Source organism: Parasphaerochaeta coccoides DSM 17374 (genome assembly GCF_000208385.1).
GTDB classification, from domain to species: Bacteria; Spirochaetota; Spirochaetia; order Sphaerochaetales; family Sphaerochaetaceae; genus Parasphaerochaeta; species Parasphaerochaeta coccoides.
In genome coordinates this window covers 2,188,855-2,206,702 of record NC_015436.1, presented here as the reverse complement: position 1 = coordinate 2,206,702, position 17,848 = coordinate 2,188,855, and the positions used below count along the sequence as shown (strand labels likewise).

At 51.1% G+C, this 17,848-nt stretch carries 14 protein-coding genes; 6 read left to right on the top strand and 8 right to left on the bottom strand.

Annotated elements, in window-relative coordinates; genetic code table 11:
* Positions 1 to 137: 137 nt before the first annotated feature.
* From SPICO_RS10005 to SPICO_RS09455, 4 genes are all read right to left on the bottom strand, one after another.
* Positions 138 to 2,318, bottom strand: a complete 2,181-nt coding sequence (locus tag SPICO_RS10005; RefSeq protein ID WP_013740443.1) for an RCC1 domain-containing protein — start codon at positions 2,316 to 2,318, stop codon at positions 138 to 140.
* Between the two features lie 350 nt (positions 2,319 to 2,668).
* Positions 2,669 to 4,156 (bottom strand): aminoacyl-histidine dipeptidase, encoded by a 1,488-nt coding sequence (locus SPICO_RS09465; protein ID WP_013740442.1) that lies wholly within the window; start codon positions 4,154 to 4,156, stop codon positions 2,669 to 2,671.
* Between the two features lie 64 nt (positions 4,157 to 4,220).
* Complete coding sequence (gene nagA, locus SPICO_RS09460) at positions 4,221 to 5,396, bottom strand: N-acetylglucosamine-6-phosphate deacetylase (protein WP_013740441.1); 1,176 nt, start codon at positions 5,394 to 5,396, stop codon at positions 4,221 to 4,223.
* A 60-nt stretch (positions 5,397 to 5,456) separates the two neighbouring features.
* Positions 5,457 to 6,890: an MATE family efflux transporter gene (locus SPICO_RS09455; RefSeq protein ID WP_013740440.1), complete on the bottom strand. Its 1,434-nt coding sequence runs from the start codon at positions 6,888 to 6,890 to the stop codon at positions 5,457 to 5,459.
* A 102-nt stretch (positions 6,891 to 6,992) separates the two neighbouring features.
* Here SPICO_RS09455 and SPICO_RS09450 point away from each other — a divergent pair, with 102 nt between their 5' ends.
* From SPICO_RS09450 to kduI, 5 genes are all read left to right on the top strand, one after another.
* Positions 6,993 to 7,922, top strand: a complete 930-nt coding sequence (locus SPICO_RS09450) for a diacylglycerol/lipid kinase family protein (RefSeq protein WP_013740439.1) — start codon at positions 6,993 to 6,995, stop codon at positions 7,920 to 7,922.
* A gap of 158 nt (positions 7,923 to 8,080) precedes the next feature.
* Entirely contained in the window at positions 8,081 to 9,514 is a 1,434-nt protein-coding gene (locus tag SPICO_RS09445; protein ID WP_013740438.1) for an MGH1-like glycoside hydrolase domain-containing protein, read from the top strand.
* Between the two features lie 44 nt (positions 9,515 to 9,558).
* Positions 9,559 to 10,407 carry a DnaJ domain-containing protein gene (locus SPICO_RS09440; protein WP_013740437.1) on the top strand — a complete coding sequence of 283 codons (849 nt, stop codon included), beginning with the start codon at positions 9,559 to 9,561 and terminating at the stop codon, positions 10,405 to 10,407.
* 180 nt (positions 10,408 to 10,587) lie between these two features.
* A complete protein-coding gene (locus SPICO_RS09435; RefSeq protein ID WP_013740436.1) occupies positions 10,588 to 11,391 on the top strand; it encodes a gluconate 5-dehydrogenase in 804 nt (267 codons plus the stop codon).
* A gap of 18 nt (positions 11,392 to 11,409) precedes the next feature.
* Entirely contained in the window at positions 11,410 to 12,252 is an 843-nt protein-coding gene (gene kduI / locus SPICO_RS09430; RefSeq protein ID WP_013740435.1) for a 5-dehydro-4-deoxy-D-glucuronate isomerase, read from the top strand.
* A gap of 84 nt (positions 12,253 to 12,336) precedes the next feature.
* On the opposite strand, the gene SPICO_RS09425 is transcribed toward kduI, so the two are convergent.
* The 4 genes from SPICO_RS09425 to dnaX all read right to left on the bottom strand — a co-directional run bounded on the left by SPICO_RS09425 (position 12,337) and on the right by dnaX (position 16,977).
* Positions 12,337 to 12,720, bottom strand: a complete 384-nt coding sequence (locus SPICO_RS09425; protein WP_013740434.1) for a hypothetical protein — start codon at positions 12,718 to 12,720, stop codon at positions 12,337 to 12,339.
* A 90-nt stretch (positions 12,721 to 12,810) separates the two neighbouring features.
* On the bottom strand, positions 12,811 to 14,118 hold the full coding sequence (locus SPICO_RS09420; RefSeq protein ID WP_148229046.1) for a hypothetical protein: 1,308 nt from the start codon (positions 14,116 to 14,118) through the stop codon (positions 12,811 to 12,813).
* A gap of 400 nt (positions 14,119 to 14,518) precedes the next feature.
* Entirely contained in the window at positions 14,519 to 15,109 is a 591-nt protein-coding gene (recR, locus tag SPICO_RS09415) for a recombination mediator RecR (RefSeq protein ID WP_013740432.1), read from the bottom strand.
* On the bottom strand, positions 15,106 to 16,977 hold the full coding sequence (gene dnaX / locus SPICO_RS10000) for a DNA polymerase III subunit gamma/tau (protein ID WP_013740431.1): 1,872 nt from the start codon (positions 16,975 to 16,977) through the stop codon (positions 15,106 to 15,108). Before dnaX ends, recR begins: the two co-directional genes overlap by 4 nt.
* A gap of 257 nt (positions 16,978 to 17,234) precedes the next feature.
* Here dnaX and SPICO_RS09405 point away from each other — a divergent pair, with 257 nt between their 5' ends.
* Positions 17,235 to 17,804, top strand: a complete 570-nt coding sequence (locus SPICO_RS09405; protein WP_013740430.1) for a hypothetical protein — start codon at positions 17,235 to 17,237, stop codon at positions 17,802 to 17,804.
* Positions 17,805 to 17,848 lie beyond the last annotated feature (44 nt).

Here is a 17,848-nt window from a genome sequence, read left to right as displayed (position 1 = left end):
CCCGATACACGAAACTTATGAAAACAACATAAAAAAGGCGTAATCATGGTGTAAGAGGGTGAAAAATTTGGATGATGCCCGGCGCAACGGGACGGCCTGTTGGTTGGCGTATGCGCCAGTATCTCCTCATGTTCCGGTCAGAAAACCACCTGCACGGGCGTGCTTTTGTTATTCACTGTACCCGAAGTGCCGTCACCCAGTTGACCATAACCGTTGTTACCAGTCGCCCAGAGCGTGCCGTCCGTCTTCAGGATTATCGTGTGATAACCTCCGGCGGAGACAGCCGCGACATCAGTCATGAAGTCGTTGGGAGTGGTACTAGCCTTGACCTGCACGGGAGTAGTTCTGGTGGTCGTAGTGCTGTCACCCAGTTGACCATAGGTGTTCTGTCCTGTCGCCCAGAGCGTCTCGTCATTCTTCAGGATCAACGTGTGATAGTATCCGGCAGAGACGGCCTTGACATCAGTCATGAAGTCGTTGGGAGTGGTACTTGCCTTGACCCGCACGGGAGTAGTTCTGGCGGTTACAGTGCCGTCACCCAGTTGGCCAGCATTGTTGGATCCAGTCGCCCAGAGCGTGTCGTCAGTCTTCACAATCATCGTATACTGATTTCCGGCGGAGAAAGCCGCGACATCAGTCATGAACCCGCTACCATCAGTAGTATCCTTGACCCGCACGGGAGTAGTTCTGGCGGTCGTAGTGCCGTCACCCAGTTGACCATCACTGTTGTATCCAGTCGCCCAGAGCGTGCCGTCCTCCTTCAAAATCGTCGTATGGTAAGTTCCGGCGGAGACTTCCTTGACATCAATCATGAAGTCGTTGGCGGCAGTACTGGCCTTGACCTGCACGGGCGTGCTTCTGTTGGTAGTATTACCGACACCCAGTTGACCTTGCTGGTTGCTTCCGGTCGCCCAGAGCGTCCCGTCTTCCTTCAAAATCGTCGTATGGTAACCTCCGGCAGAGACAGTCTTGACATCAGTCATGAACCCACCAGCATCATCCTTGACCTGCACGGGCGTGCTTTTGTTATCCGTAGTGTCGTCACCCAGTTGACCAAAATAGTTGTATCCCATCGCCCAGAGCGTGCCGTCCTTCTTCAGGATCATTGTGTGATTGCTTCCGGCGGAGACAGCCGCGACATCAGTCATTTTCACGGAACCATCGGTAGAATCCCAGACCTGAACGGGCGTTCTTCTGTTAGTCGTATCGCCGACACCCAGTTGGCCATAATTGTTGCGTCCAGTCGCCCAGAGCGTGCCGTCCGTCTTCAGGATCATCGTATGGGAGTATCCGGCGGAGACTGACTTGACTCTCACCTTGACAGCAGGCGCGTTTATGCCGTCCCCGGTGTCCCAGTCCTGTATCTCAATCTCAATGGCGGCGACGGCGACTTCATCATCAGAGGTATTGAGCGTCATGTTGTAGACATGCTGCTTGCCTTTGTCAAAGTGAATCAGGTGCTTGTCTCCATCAGCTACAGCACCTGTGGTACTTGGCTTCCATGTGTATGTACCAGCTCTAGCACCACCGGTCAGGGTAAACTCCAGGCTCACGTTAGCCAGGGCATCAGTGTTGCCCACAGGTATCAGCACTGCCTCGAACCTGCGCTTTCCCTCGGCTCTTTCCGTGGTCGTAAGCGTGTCGGAAATGTCCTTCATGAGAATAGACTCAACTTCACTATGAGTACCCAAGGTTCCGTCATTCAGGTTGATTGCGGTCTGCGTGTTCAAACCTGTGACCGTAGCAGTAAATCCACCGGTGGCATCATTGATAGCATCCTTATCAACGGTCGTGCTGGGAGAGATGTTGACAATCAGGCGGGAGAGCATATGGTCAAGCTTCAGATGCACTGTCGAGGTATTGTTCTGTACATTGTCGGTACGTCCCCACAGGAAGTCAGCCTTTCCGGTGTCCTGTTCTCCGGAACCCGGATAGACATGTATGGGTAGAGCCGTGGTATCAGCGATGGGAGACACGTAAGGATAGTAGGCGATGAAGTCAAAGTGTGTGATGGCAGGGTTGGAGATGTCATCCCACTTCAAGGTATCACCAGCGGTAGCAGGAGTGAAGCCGGAAGTCTGGAAGGCTGTGTCAGCCGTATAGAGTTTGTTTGCACGTTCTGAGGCGGCAGAAGCTGCCAGGGCATCATGAGCTACCATGTAGATGCCGACTTCATCAGCGGCTTGCCATTCGGAATTTGCTATGGCCTTGCGACCTATCTCCGTGGAGAAGCGCACTGCATTGGTATGTGAAACATTCAGCTTGTTGTCGCATGAAACAAAGGTGATAAGAAGCATCAGGATGGTCAGGAAGACCATGACGCTTAGTTTACTCTCTCTCTCTCTCTCTCTCTCTCTCTCTCTCTCATAGTGTCTTTTCCTTTCTTCATGAAGAAGATGATGACATGCCAGCTTACGCATATGGTAGTAATTATGAAATAGTATAAACGTGGTGATGGCAGAAAGCTATTACCCAAAGGTATTATTTTGCATGAAAAGTATATAATACTTTCGGGTTATTTAATGATTTTGAATGTTAATAGTGGTTATTAATCCGGTTTTAAGCGTATGAGACGCAATAAGAATAGAATGAAGACGATGGGGAAAATAAAAGGGAGATGCGCAATTTTTGCAACACCTCCCTTGTCGTCCTATCTCTTAGTCAATGGTCATTCAATGGTTTTCAAGAGATATCGGAGGAACTCGGCTGTCCTGGATACTGAAGAAATGGACAATCTTTCCGCTGTCGAATGAACCCCTTCCATGTCCGGCCCAAAGGATACCGAATCCATGCCGGGAATCTTGCTGTTGATGATGCCGCATTCCAATCCCGCATGGATTGCAGTGACGACAGGTTCCGCGCCTGCATAGTGTGCATAGGCTTTGCGGCAAAATTCAGCAAGAGGGGAAGATGGATTGGGAGTCCATGAAGGATAAGCTCCCTCTACATGAGTCTCAAGCCCAGCTATCTCCCCCAGGGATGTCATCATTCTCTCCGCGACATCATCACGTGCGCTTTCCACTGATGACCTGTGACTGCTCACCACTTCAATGCCGCAAGGAGAGGCCGTGATGATGGCAAGGTTCGAGGATGTCTCGACAATGCCGGGGATGGTCTTGCTGAACGTGTCCACTCCATGTGGCGCGACATGAAGAGCCTTGACCAAGGACGCGCTGATCTTGGCGGAAAGAGCAGTTCCTTGCAGGGGTTCCGTTGCTGAAAGCCGTACCTCCAGCTCCGGTTCCTCAACGGCGTTCTCTGCCATCAGGATGCTCTCCGTCCGGGAAACCATGACTTTCAGCTCGTCGGAACGCTCCTTGGGGATGGAGAAGACGACAGTCGCCGTTGACGGTATGACATTGCGTTTGTAGCCACCTTCATAGGAGGAAATGAGGAGGGGAATATTAGATTTCAGTACGGCGGAAAGAATGCGGGCAGCCAGTTTAATGGCATTTCCACGCTGTAAATTGATTTCTGCTCCACTATGTCCACCTTTCAGGCCATCAATCTCAAGTTTCCATGAAGTATAGGAGGATGGAATCTCCGTTGTTGCAGGGGCGTCATTCACTCCACGGATTTCGTTACCTCCGGCGCAGCCAATATAGAAGACACCTTCTTCCTCGCTGTCCAGGTTAATCAGCTTCCTGCTGCGAATCAGGGATTCATCCAACCCAAAAGCACCGTCCAGACCCGTTTCCTCACTGACGGTGAAAATAGCCTCCAGGGGGCCATGCACAGCTTCCGAATCAGTGAACACATCCATGATCATCGCTACGGCAATACCATTGTCTGCTCCTAATGATGTATCTTTGGCGCGAATCCAGTCCCCGTCGCGGACAAGGAAGACAGGATCGGTCAGGAAGTTATGCGTACTGCCGGGTTTCTTGACGCAAACCATGTCCATGTGACCTTGGAGGGCGACAGAAGACCGCCCCTCATAGCCGGGTGTCGCAGGCTTGCGGATGATGACATTGCCGGTTCCGTCAACAAAATGTTCCAGCCTCTGCTTCTTTGCAAACTCCACCAGCCATCGGCGGACGCCTTCCTCATTGCCGGATTCACGAGGAATCTGTTCAAGGTGATAAAAATATTCCCACAGTCCTTTGGGTTCCAACCCCTCAATTGCGGCACGGGAAGATGATTGATGTGTGTTCATGGCAACTCCTTCTTGTGATAGGGAACGAAGCCAACGGCGTAATTCCCGGTGTTTTTCTGTGTAATCAGGAGAAAAAATCCCTGACCGGCACGCCTCCGACAAAAAGACCCTTGAGGGAGAAATCCTTGTCAAAGACGACGATATCCGCCCGGTTCTCCGGTAGCAGGCTGCCGGTTTTTTCAAAAGAATAGATACGCGCGGGGGACGTGGTGGCCATGGCTACCGCGACTTCCAACGGGATATCCCATGAATCCAGATTCTGCACTCCTTTGAGGAGCGTCAACCCGCTGCCCAAGAGAAGATCCGGATTTTCCTGGCTGACGAACACGCCGCCATGGAAGATGCAACGGACGCCGTTGGCGGTAAGTTCCCCGGATTTCAGTCCAGTCGGCTTCAGGGCATCGGTTATCATGACTATGTTCTCCACTGGCTTGGCATGTACCAGCATCCTGACAAGATCCTTATGTACGTGAACACCGTCGCAGATGATTTCGCAGTTCATTTCAGGATGGGCGAGGACTGCGCCGACAACTCCCGGCTTGCGGTGATGAAGGGGGCTCATGGCATTGAAAAGATGAGTCGTGTGCGTGATGCCCGCCTGCATTCCCTCCACAATATCATCATAAGTGGCGTTGGTATGGCCCGCAAGTAAAACAATGCCCTGTTTTCGAGCTTCAAGGGCTATTTCATGCATACCTTTCAATTCAGGGGCTACCGTCATGCATACGATGTGTCCTTCACCAGCGGCAATCAGCTTCTTGAAAACAGTTATGTCGGCATCCTTTCTCCCCGCCGGGTTCTGGGCTCCGATGCGCTCCGGGGAGATGAAAGGCCCCTCAAGGTTGATGCCCAGGATACGCGCGCCCTTCTCCTTGCCCATGGCTTTTACAATGGCGCGGATTCCCGCCAGCATGTTTTCCAAAGTATCTGTATAGATGGTGGGCAAGAAGCCGGAGACGCCGAAGTCAGCCAGTGCTTCGCTCATCCCCAGGATGGAGTCCGGCGAATTATCTTCCGTACCGAAACCTCCTGTACCGTGGATATGGGTGTCGATGAAACCGGGAGCCATGAAGTCTCCCTGGACATCAATGATTCGCGCTGAAGACGGGAAAATTTTTTCCGGATACCTCTCCATGGTGAAGACATCACCAATGTTCCCCTTGTCATCAATATACAGACCATGGCCAGGGAGACAGGAATGACCGGAAAGCACTGTTCCGTTTATTAGAACCGTAGGCATGTGACCTCCTTTGCCAAGCCTCCTTTTACAGAGAGGCGCATACAGACTATACCATACAGACTATACGGATGTCGGGCTCTCCACGTCAATGAAAGAAGAAGTTTCCTGAACAGGAACGCCCATTTCCGTCACATTGTTAATCCATTTTCCTGAACGCACCCGCAACAAGCCGACAATGGCTTTCGCAATTTCTTCCAGGCTGACCAGAAGATAGACTGACCAGATGTCCCATTTCAATACGAGGGCTCCCAGGAAAGTGCAGGGGACACCAATCAACCAGACGCTTCCCATTTCAACCAGCATGCTGAAACGCGTGTCCCCGCCGCTGCGGAGGATTCCGACAATCAAGGTTCCTGTGATTGCCTTGAGGGGCATCAGGAGGCTGATGACCAGCAAAGTGCGGGTCGTCATCACCCTGAGGGCGGGGGAGACATTGAATATCCGGGGGAGGAAAGGAGCTGTGGCGGCCATCACGAGCCCCATGAGGACACCACAGGCAATCCCTATGATGATGAGGCGGCGTGCGTAAAGACGGCTCAGTTCATATTTTCCCTCGCCTATCTTGATTCCGATTAACACGGCCGTACCGATGTTCAGGGCACGGGCAATGACAAAGAAAAGAGATGAGATGGCTTCGGTGACATTCACAGCGGCCACGACATCCATGCCCATGCGACTGTAGGCTATCTTGTACATGACCATGCCCAGGGACCAGAACACTTCGTTCAGTATGACGGGAGAGCTTGTCTTGATTATGGCGTCCAAGAATTTCCTGCCCCAGATGAAGGCCGTGCGTCTGAGTGCCGTCGGAGCCTGCTTCAGCTGGGACCAGATGATGAGGCAGCTCATCTCCAATCCATTGCCTATGGTGGTGGACAAAGCGGCTCCGGCGACTCCCATGGCAGGGAAAGGACCGATGCCGAAGATAAAGACGAAATTCAGGGTGGCATCCAGGCAAAGGGAGATGACGGAAAACACGAGGGGAGTTTTGGCGTTGCCAGTCGCCCGGAGCGTGCTTGAGTAGACGTAGCTGATTGCGGCAAAGATGTATCCCGGACCGATGATTTCCAGGTACATCCTGCCGAAAGCAATCACCTCCGCGTCCTGGGTGAAGATGCGCATTACTGCTTCGGGCATGACCATGGCGACAAAGCAGAACACCGAGGCGGCAATGCCACTGAAAGTAAGGGAAAAGCCCATCACCTTGCGCAGACCGTCAAGGTTCTTCCCTCCCCAATACTGGGAGACGAAGATGGCCGATCCGCTGCTGATGCCGAAATAGAACAGGTTGATGAGGAAAAACACCTGGTTTGCCAGACCTACCGCCGCTATTTCCTTTTCGCCGAGTTGTCCGACCATTACCACGTCCAGGAAGGAAAGGGAGGAAAGAAAGATGTTCTGGACGACCATGGGTAAAATCAGGCGGAAGACTTCCGGCAAGAATGTCTTCCATGATGGGGAAAGCGTCTGGCGAGGCTCTGCAAGAATATCCATTCAGCAATCAAACATGTTGGAAAAAGATTAGTCAAGAGCGTAAGAATTTGGTATTGTTACTCAACGCACATTCATCGGAACATCCCGCAGGAGGCGGCCATCATGCCGGAAGCATATATCATACTCAATCCTCAGGCGGCAAAAGGTCATGCGTCACGCAAGGAAGGCATCATCACGGCATATCTCAACCGCCATGGATGGAAAGTCCGCATTGACAGGACGGCTGGTCAGTCTGACGGCATGCGTCTGGCTCGCCAGGCCGTCCGTGACGGGAGACCATTGATCATAGCCGCGGGAGGAGATGGAACAGTCAACGAGGTGGTGGACGGCATTTATCAGGAGGACATTGCCCAAGGGGGCGGCCTGACCTTGCCCAGTTTCGGGGTCATCCCCATAGGGAGAGGCAATGACTTTGCCTATGCAGCGGGGATTCCCGCCAAGACAGGAGATGCCTGCGCCCGGCTTGTCCATGGTTCGCCCAGGGACTTGGATATCGGGATAGTCCGTGGCGGCGACTATCCGGAAGGCCGATGCTTCGTCAATGGAGTAGGCGTGGGCTTTGAGCCGCTGGTGAACTTCCGTGCAATGGAATTCAAGCATATCAATGGCATGCCGAGCTATGTCCTGGGACTTTTGAAAGTCTTGGCTCGTTACCCACAGCCGTGGAGAATACGTATCACGCTGGATGGCGGTGAATATGAAGTGGATACCCAGCAAATATCCATTTGCAACGGACGCCGCATGGGTTCGGCGTTCCTGATGGGGCCGGAGGCCAGTCTGGATGACGGGCTTTTCGATGTGACTTTTGCCCGCAGACCGTTCAAGGGTCTGAAGATTATGAGCTTGGTTCCCCTGTTCCTCACGGGAAGACAGATACGCCATTCTTCCTTCCATTTCGAGCGGACGGCGGCCATGACGATTTCCACTGATGCTCCGGTCTTGCCCGTCCATGCTGACGGAGAAGTCATTTCATATGGTTGTACGGGAATCTCTGTGGAAATGTCTGGGAAAAAGCTTAAAATTATGATATAATACTCAATTCATATAGATAATATCTTTTGTATGAACGATACGGGCGGTGACAGTCGTGACATGGAAGTCTTCCTTGACTTCACAGGTATGCGGATATATCTTCTAAAATGTCGTTTGAAGATTTTTCCGTTTTGCCACGCCGTACCAAGGAGACATCATTGATTAAAGATTCAGTACCAGCCATCCATTTCTACGACCAGGATTTCGTCGATATGTACGATCGCTCCTGGGTGTGGATTAATGATGCCTGGACATCAGGTACGAAAGAAAACGGTTTTACCGGTTCATATCTTTCTTATGCGGGACAGAAGACGTTCTCACAGATTGACGCATGCATGTCGTCATTGTTCCTTGTCTACAGCAATCAGGAGTTCCCTCCCTTCCCCATGATTGACTATTTCTATGAGAAACAGGAAGAAAATGGTGCCATACGTTCCGACTATTCGCGGGAAAATGGTTCTCCTGTCCTTTCAACATCTAATCCTGAAGGCGTCCAGCTCCCGCTTTTCGCCTATGTCGAGTACAATTTCTACCATAAGATAGGAAACAAACGCCGCCTCAAGGAAATAGTCCCTGTCTTGGAGAAGTATCACGCGTGGCTCCAGAAGACCTTCCTCCAGCCAAACGGGCTGTACAAGGTTCCGCAGGAGGCATATCTGACGGGCAACATCGACCGTTCCCACGTGGAATATGCCGTTGATTTCAATGCTGCCATGGCGTTGAACGCTCTCTATATGTCGGAGATAGGGGACATCCTCAATGACAAGGAGCTGGCTTTCCGGTATAAGCGGGCATATTTCGCCCTCAAGACACGGATCAACGACCTGATGTGGGATGCGGAGCTGAATTATTATTATGACCTTGCCGCCGATGACTCCCGCGTCACGGACATCAAGCATCTGGGGACGTACTGGACGCTTCTGGCGTCTATTCCCAATGAGGAGCAGGCGGCGTTCCTGATTGCCTATCTCCAGGATCCCGGTATCTTCGGCGCGGAGAATCCTTTCCCCCTTCTGTCCATCGATTCCCCCGGCTATTCCAATGATGGCGACGGACACAAGGGTTCCGTCATCCCCCTGTTCACCTACATGGTGGTCAAGGGACTGGAAAAGTACCGGCAGTTTATTTTTGCCCGTGAATGCGCCATCCGCCACCTGTATTTTCTGCTGGACACCTACCAGCCGGAAGTCGATACGGTGGACGATGTATGGGAGGCTTATCTGCCCCAGAATGACGGTCATCCGGTGTATGTTCCGGGCGAGAGGGAGGACTTTCCCCGTCGCCGCTACATGCCCATGGTCGGCATGGTGACAATAGCCCTGATGGTGGAGAATGTCATTGGCCTGAACATATCCCTGCCGCGTAAGACGGTAGACTGGACCCTCCAGGATCTTGAGGCCATGGGAATCCAGCATCTGTCACTGAAAAGGAACCTGATTACCATTCTGAGCAACAAGAACGCCCGTGGCTGGGAGATACGGCTGGAGTCGGAGAAACTGTATTATTTCACCATCCAGATCCTCAACTCCCACAAAAAGAAAACACTTCCCATCCCCTCCGGAAAGTGTTCCTTGCTGATAGATAAGTTGTAATATAAGATCAAAGTCCGTTTCAGCGAGGCAAAGCGAGGGGTGAGATGGGTTGGTTCGGAAAAATCATCGGAGGCATGTTCGGATGGCTGGTGGGCGGTCCCTTGGGGCTGGTCGCCGGAATAGCCTTCGGACATGCCATGGACAAGGCATCAGACAGCGAATCTGACCATGACGCCTCTGCGGGAACACACTCTCATCATTCCCCGTTCCAGGTTTTTTCTTCCATGCGTGGGCACGAGGAGCGTTCCCGGCTCATCTTTTTCGTGGCGGCATTCAGTATGCTTGCCCGCATAGCCACCAGTGATGATGACAAGGTAAGCGACGCCGAATACCGTAAGGTGCTTGATTTCATCAACGGCGACCTCCAGCTTGATCCTTACAGCAAGACGTATGCGCTGCGGGTCTTTCAAGCCGCGCTGAAGACGGAAGGCTCCTTTGAAGACTTCGCCCACCAGTTCAAGCAGAACTTCAGTACGCAGGAGGGGCTTCTCCTGCTGATGATGGACATTCTCTACCGCGTCTGTACCGCCGACGGTACTCCAGGACGGCGGGCAATGGAAATGTTGGGCTCTGCGGAAAGGATTTTTTCCATTCCTGCCGATATCAGGGAAAGTCTCCGCGCACGGTACTTGCATGGAACCGGAAGCAAGTCTCATGGCGCATCGCACACAACTTTTTCCAGTGACTCCAAGCCATATGAGATTCTGAACATTACGTCCCAGGCTACCGATGAGGAGGTGCGCAAGGCCTACCGTGCGCTGAGCCGGGAATTTCATCCGGATATGATTGCCTCGAAAGGACTGCCCCCTGAGTTCTCGAAATTCGCCGAAGCCAAGTTCCTTGAGATACAAGAAGCGTATGAAGAAATAAAACGTCGGCGCGGATTGAACTAGCCTGAACTAGACGGGCATTTTTGATGGGTATTCTTGGCGGAATGATGCAAAATGACGGAATGTCACAACTTTCCGGCTTTATGGTACACTGTCAATCGGATTATCATTCTCTTGGATGATATAGTGGGATGCTGCATAAAATATATGCGTCCGCCCTGCGGCGGCAAAAGGAGTCATGACATGGGTTTTTCTATTGAATCTTTTTCCTTGAAGGACAAAGTGGCGTGGGTCACTGGTGCGTCTTATGGAATCGGCTTCGCAATTGCCAGCGCATATGCCGCTGCTGGAGCAAAAATTGCTTTCAACGATATCAACCAGGATTTGGTAGACAAGGGTCTGGCCGCATATAAGGAAGCCGGCATTGACGCGAAAGGATATGTCTGTGATGTCACCGATGAACCCCAGGTGCAGGCGACGGCACAGAAGATAGAGCAGGACTTGGGTGGCGTCGATATCTTGGTGAACAACGCCGGAATCATCCGCCGCGTCCCGATGATAGAAATGGATGCTGCCGATTTCCGCAAGGTCATCGACATTGATCTCAATGCGCCTTTCATTGTGTCCAAGGCTGTCATCCCCGGCATGATTAAGAAGGGGCATGGCAAGATCATCAACATCTGTTCCATGATGAGCGAGCTGGGACGGGAGACTGTTTCCGCCTATGCGGCCGCAAAAGGCGGTCTCAAGATGCTGACCCGGAACATCGCTTCTGAATATGGCTCGGCCAACATACAATGCAATGGCATCGGGCCTGGCTACATCGCCACGCCACAGACAGCTCCCCTGCGGGAAAGACAAGCGGACGGTTCCCGACATCCCTTCGACAGCTTCATCATCGCCAAGACTCCTGCCGCACGCTGGGGTACGACAGAGGATCTTGAGGGCCCCGCTGTGTTCCTTGCTTCCGACGCATCGGACTTCGTCAACGGGCATATCCTGTACGTTGATGGCGGCATCCTTGCCTACATCGGCAAGCAGCCCTGAACGTAAGGAGACACGAACATGGATATCAGGTATTCAACAGGCAAGGAGCCTTTTGCCCGGATGAACACCGCCGAGCTTCGCAAGGAGTTCCTCATCACGGATATTTTCCGGGACAATGATGTGACGGCGGTATACTCCCATATCGACCGCATCGTGACCATGGGGGCGAAGCCGGTCAAGGAGAGCCTCCGGCTGGACAAGAACATCGACACATGGAAGAATTTCGGCGTCACGTACTTCCTGGAAAGGCGTGAGCTGGGAATCATCAACATTGGCGGGGAAGGTACGGTGCATGTCGATGGCACAGGCTATGTGCTGCCCACAATCAGCGCTCTCTATGTACCCATGGGAACCAAGGAAGTTTCTTTCACCAGCAAGGACGCGGCCAAGCCTGCCAAGTTCTATATGTGTTCAACGCCTGCCCACCGTGAGTTCCCTCTTACATTCATCCCCCGCGAGAATGCCAAGCAGATTCATCTCGGCGCATCGGAAACTTCAAATGAGAGGACAATCAACCAATTCATTCATCCTGATGTCCTGGATACCTGCCAGCTTTCGATGGGAGTGACATTCCTGGCGACCGGTTCAGTCTGGAACACCATGCCCGCCCATACCCATGAACGGCGCATGGAGGTGTATTTCTACTTTGACATTCCCAAGGACAATGTGGTATTCCATTTCTTCGGAGAACCGACGGAAACCCGCCACATCATCATGCACAATGAGCAGGCGGTGCTGAATCCCAGCTGGTCGATTCATTCAGGCGGCGGGACCAGCAATTATTCGTTCATCTGGGCAATGGCGGGCGAAAACCGCGCGTATGCTGACCAGGACTTCATTGATACGCTCGACTTGAGATGACCGGCTGGCATTTCACGCATGGAAACGGCGATATTGGTCATTTGGGTATTCAGCGGCATGGTATAAGCATGCCGCTGGTCTTTGTCAAAGTGAATCATCCTTTATGAGCGTGAGTAGAACAGCAGGTAACTCTATCCCATCAGGCCGTTCCCATTTCTCTGAAATATACGGGTGCCAATCATGTATGGTCACATCTTTGTACTCGCCTCTTTCATCGTGGAATTTCATTCCATACTTCTCATAGATTGGCTTGGCAACTTCTTCAAAGGATCTGTCATCATTTCCCCAATACCATTTTCGCGCAGCACCAGGAAAAACATCTTCAAACACATTCTCCTCATAATCAGGGAACAGCACCCGCATCTCATTACGCAGGTTTTTCTTCACGTATAGTACACACCACATTCCTTCTCTGATGGGAATTTGAGTACCATCTTCTGCAACGGGAACAACGCGGAGAAAAATCATAGGCTTCTCCCCCAAGCATGAAGAAAGAAGAAAGAGAAGGGAAAGAAAGAAAATAGAAGAAAGTATCGTCTTTTGTTTTTTCATGCCTTATCACGTTTCAACTGAGAAATGTTGAAAATAGACCCCTGTATTTACCAGTTGCGCCCCAAACCACTGATGTTTTTCCCAGAATTTCAATGTATGTCTTGTTGTTAGAGTCTCTCCAAATACGGATTCCCATTCTCTTCCCCCGGCATCCATACCATTGTCAGCCATGTAATAATACCTGTCTTGCTTGTACTCTGTCCAACGTATCCATAAGAAACGATGTTGGATTTTCGTTTCCCGTTCCGCAGCACCAATAATGATTCGGTAATGCCATGCCGTAAATATCCCTACTCCAGTCCTCAAAGAGATTACAGGGAGGTCGTGTATGCGCAGCTCCTCATATATATGATTCCAGATATGACCTAAATGATATCCCAAATCCAGCTTTCCATCGGTAAATTTTTTCAACGAGGAGGTAAGTCCTGGAGAAAATATATTTACATAATATTTTGCTCCATCTCCCATATGCTCTTTGACTTGGATGCCCAAACTCAATGCAACGACAGGTATTCCTTGTTGGATTTTATAACCATAGGCAATCTCCGCTACTACGGCAGGGGCGCAATATATAGTTAATCCTTCTAATAGCGGCCTGTAATTTAAACTTGCCCACGGCTGTACGTAATATGATTTTGTAAAATGTGATGCGGAGCGACTATTTTGCTCATAAGCGGCGGCAATATCCTCGTCCGTCACAGCAAGCATCTCATCATATGCACCGTCTATTTTTTCCCACAAGCTGGAGATTCTCATTTCTTCTTCGGTGGCTTCGGCCAGGTACTGTACCCGCAAAGGCTCTCTGCTTTTCCCTGCTTTCTGAAGTTCCTCATCCGGGAGACTATCCAACCATTCATCAAGAAGTTCTTGTGGAGTCTTTTCCTCTCCTGCGTTTCGCGCCACAGCTGCCCTCACTGAAGATGCGGACTCCTGCATGACGAATGGGTATCCGACATCATAGACGCGTGTATCCACACTCATCGTTCTCTGTCCGGAAGATACAAACCGTGAGGCTGAACTGGCTTGCCGTAAATCTTGCTTCATATCAGACATTACCAATGCAATGGGCTCTCCCATTCTTTTGTCTGCAACGCACGTTATAATCCCCTTGCTGTTGCCATTGCTGTCAAGCACATGAAACTCATAGTATTTGGGACTATCCGTCATGGCGTCAAAGACTACGACAGGATACTTCGAGAGAACCGCATTATCCTCCCATTGCGCCTCGCCGATGAACTCTTTCAATTCCAGCATGCCCAATACACGGGCGATTCTCCAGTCAACCACATACGGAGTGGAGAGCAAACTTTCCAACTCCGTTTCCTGGGCATAGGGTATGTTCGCAGATGACTCTTGATTAGGCTCTATCAAAAGGGAATGTGGAGTATTGAGACACCCCATGATAAGTACCACAAGGACGATTATAAGAACCGTAATACCTGGCTTAAGCTTAGTCTCTCTCATAGTTGTTCACCTTTTTTTTGAGAAAATGATGGAATCCATCGACCGTGTTTGGGTGATGGTTGATCCACTGTAAGCCTGATGTTGGTAGTTTATGGTATTACCCGAAAATATGATTTTGCATAAAACATATAATGCTTTTTAACTATTTTACGCTTGAAGCCGTTAATGTTATTTTTCAATACTGTTTCTGCCGTGTGAGACGCAAGAACCTGAGCCTATGGAAAAAAAGAATGTTAACATGCCCCTTTTTTCAGAACTTGATGCGTCCGCGGAGGGAACGGGCGAGAGTGAGGCGGTCGGCATATTCCAAGTCTCCGCCGATTGGCAGTCCGGAAGCCAACCGTGTCAGGATGATATCAGGAAAATCTTTCATCAGGTGACGGATATACATGGCCGTAGTATCCCCTTCCTCGGTAGGATTCGTGGCTATGATGACCTCTTGGAAGGAACCTTCGGAAATGCGGCGCATCAAGGAATCGAAACTCAAGTCTTCCGGTCCTATGCCATCCAAGGGACTGATTGCCCCGCCAAGGACATGGTACAGGCCGTTGTATGAGCCGGACGTGCTGATCGTCACTACATCCTGCGGTTGTTCCACCACGCAAAGAAGTTCTCTGTCCCGCGATGAGTCAGAGCAGAACCGGCAGGGAGATATCTCCGTGTAGCTGCCGCAGACAGGACAAGGGAAAACGACATCCTGGATAGTCCCGATGCTTTTTGCCAGTTCCTTGTTATACTGGGGATTTGTCTTTATCAGGTGGTAGCCGATGCGGGCTGCGCTCTTGGGGCCGATGCCGGGCAAACGGCTCAATGCTTGGATGAGATTGTCCAGGGTGTTCATTGCGCGTCGTCCTTTTCTCCATGCGCAAGCTCAATCTGATGGACGGTCTCCGTCTTTCCATTGAACATGCGCGCAATCTTCTGGTCGATCGGATCAAGTCCAATCTGTGTCGGCAGGTCTTCTTTCTGTTCCTGCCTCCGCATCATGATTTCCACAGGCCCATCGTATCCACAGATGGAACGGATAGCGGAGCGCAGGAAAGGAATGACCTTGCTGATGCTGTCTGCGCTGAAACGGGTGGCAAACTCCAGAACCAAGCTATTATTTTTCTCATATGCGTCGGTCAGATACGTCAGGTTCAGGCGGGTAGGATTCTTTGCCCTTTCAAAAGCATCCACCAAGGCAGGGAAGTCATCCTTGGTGAAAGGTCGGGGAAGTGATGGAGATGCTTTTGCTTTCTCCGTAGCGGGAAGTGGTTCGGAATACTGGGGGGAAGCTAACGGTTGTGTCACATGAGTCACATCATCTGAATCCATGGTTTCCCGCTGACGCTCCTGTTTTTCCGAGGTTTTGGATACAGGTTGACTGGATTCAAAGGGGCTGGGTTCGAGAGGGCTTGATTCCGGGGGAGGCGTCTGGTTCTGGCGTGGCGGAGGTGCTGTCTGGGTTTTCTTTTCCCATGGTCTTTCAATGACCAACCTTTCCTGCCCGTCCGTAGGTGATGTCTTGCCAGCTTTCCCTGTAGTGGCGGCAATGGGTTCCTGAGAGGGTTGTATGCCTGCAAGACCCAAAAGTTCCCGCTTCATGGCAGACAATGACTGCATCACGGCGTGGGACGATGCGGTATAGGGAAGCTGAGCAAGACGGCTGACTGCCAGCTCCAGCTCGAACTTCGGGTTTACTGAATAACGGATGTCCCGGTACACCTGAAGGAACATCTCCAGGGCGGCTTCCGCTTGCTCGTCGGTATAGGAATCGACAATGGCCTTCGGAATGGCATCTGGTCTCATTCCCAAGGCATCAACCGATGTGACACCATGCCTGAGCAGGAGTATCATCCTGAAAAATGAAGCGAAGTCCCTGACGCACTGTTCCACTGAAACACCGGAGGAGAGAAGTTCCGAAAGAAAGTCGTCCGTCCGTGCTGTCGTGCCTTCCTGAATAGAGAGGACTACATTGTTCAGGCTTTCTACGCCGGAGACTCCGAGCTTGTCCTGGATGCTCGCCAAAGTGATATGTCCATGTGAGAAAGAGACAATCTGGTCGAACAGGGTGTATGCGTCACGCATGGAGCCGGTAGACTCACGGGCTATCCACAACAGGGCATCATGGTCTGCCTGGACATCTGTTTCCGCTGCTGCCTCCGTGAGGAGCTTCACAATGGTTTCCATGGTAAAGAGCCGGAAGTGGAACTGCTGGCAACGGCTGCGGATTGTCGCGGGGACTTTCTGCGTCTCGGTCGTAGCGAATATGAAAATGATGTATTCAGGCGGCTCCTCGATGGTCTTCAGCAAGGCGTTGAAGGCGCTGGTGGAGAGCATATGGACTTCATCGATGATGTAAATTTTATAGCGGCATTTCTGGGGAGGGAACATGACCTCGTCCTTGATGGCGCGGATGTCGTTAACCGATGTATTGCTTGCACCGTCAATTTCTATGACATCCGTGCTGTTGCCAGCGGTGATTTCCTTGCAGTTGGAACATACGCCGCAGGGATGAGCCGTGGGGCCCTGTTCACAGTTCAGGGCTTTTGCCAGGATGCGGGCGGAAGATGTCTTGCCGACGCCGCGAGGCCCGGAAAACAGATAAGCATGGGCGATGCGTTTCTGCTTGATGGCGTTGCTGATTGTCGAGACGAAGAAATCTTGTCCGGCCATGTCCTCGAAGGTCTGGGGACGGCGGCGTGTCGCTGTTACTTCAAATGCCATATACATGAACTCCCTGGCCGACAGTTCGGCACGGCCAACCCATCGAGACTATAGCATATTTTCATGGATGGGGGTATCTCGTCTGTGATGAGTGGATGACTGGAGGCTTTCACTCAGCGAAGATAAGGAAAATCGTTGCGAAGTGGTCAGGGGGACAATAATCATCCTTGAAGCATGGCAACTGAGGGCTTATACTGATTCAATCTTTACTTATATATGGGGAATGTACGCCGGAACAAGAAGACAGGGGGAGAGAAATGAAAAAACGTTTGTTTGTCCTGATGGTGTTTTTGGGGGTATCGTGTGTCGTCCTGTTTGCGGGGCCTTTTGGGATTGACATGAAAATGTCTCTGGAAGACTTGGAAAATGCAGGATTCTTTCCTGAGGTGGATGAGATACGTACTGTTTATACGTGGTACTCGGTTTTCCCGTCCAAGCCTCATGACTTGTTTGAACAATACTTCGTAGCGGTTGATGATGAGTATGGAGTATGTAAGATTGTGGCAGTCGGGAAGGATATAGAGACTTCCACATATGGTGAAAACGTAATTGATGCCTTTGAGAGGGTCGAGAAGGGCGTTTCCTGGACATACGGGGAAGTTGATGTTGTTTTTGATTATCTTGACTATGAGAGCGTTTGGAATGAGCCTGAGGATTGGATGTACGGGCTGTACTATGAAGAAAGAACCCTTCTTGCTTTTTGGGAGCCGACTTTAGATGACATTGACAATATCATGTTGGAGGCCAATGCTCTTTCTTCCACGGTAGGATGGCTTATGCTTGGATACGAGTCTCTCCATTGGAGTGATGTCTTGGATAGGGATTGAACTGTTGACTTGACATCTGCTCATACCTATGCAATAATATCTAT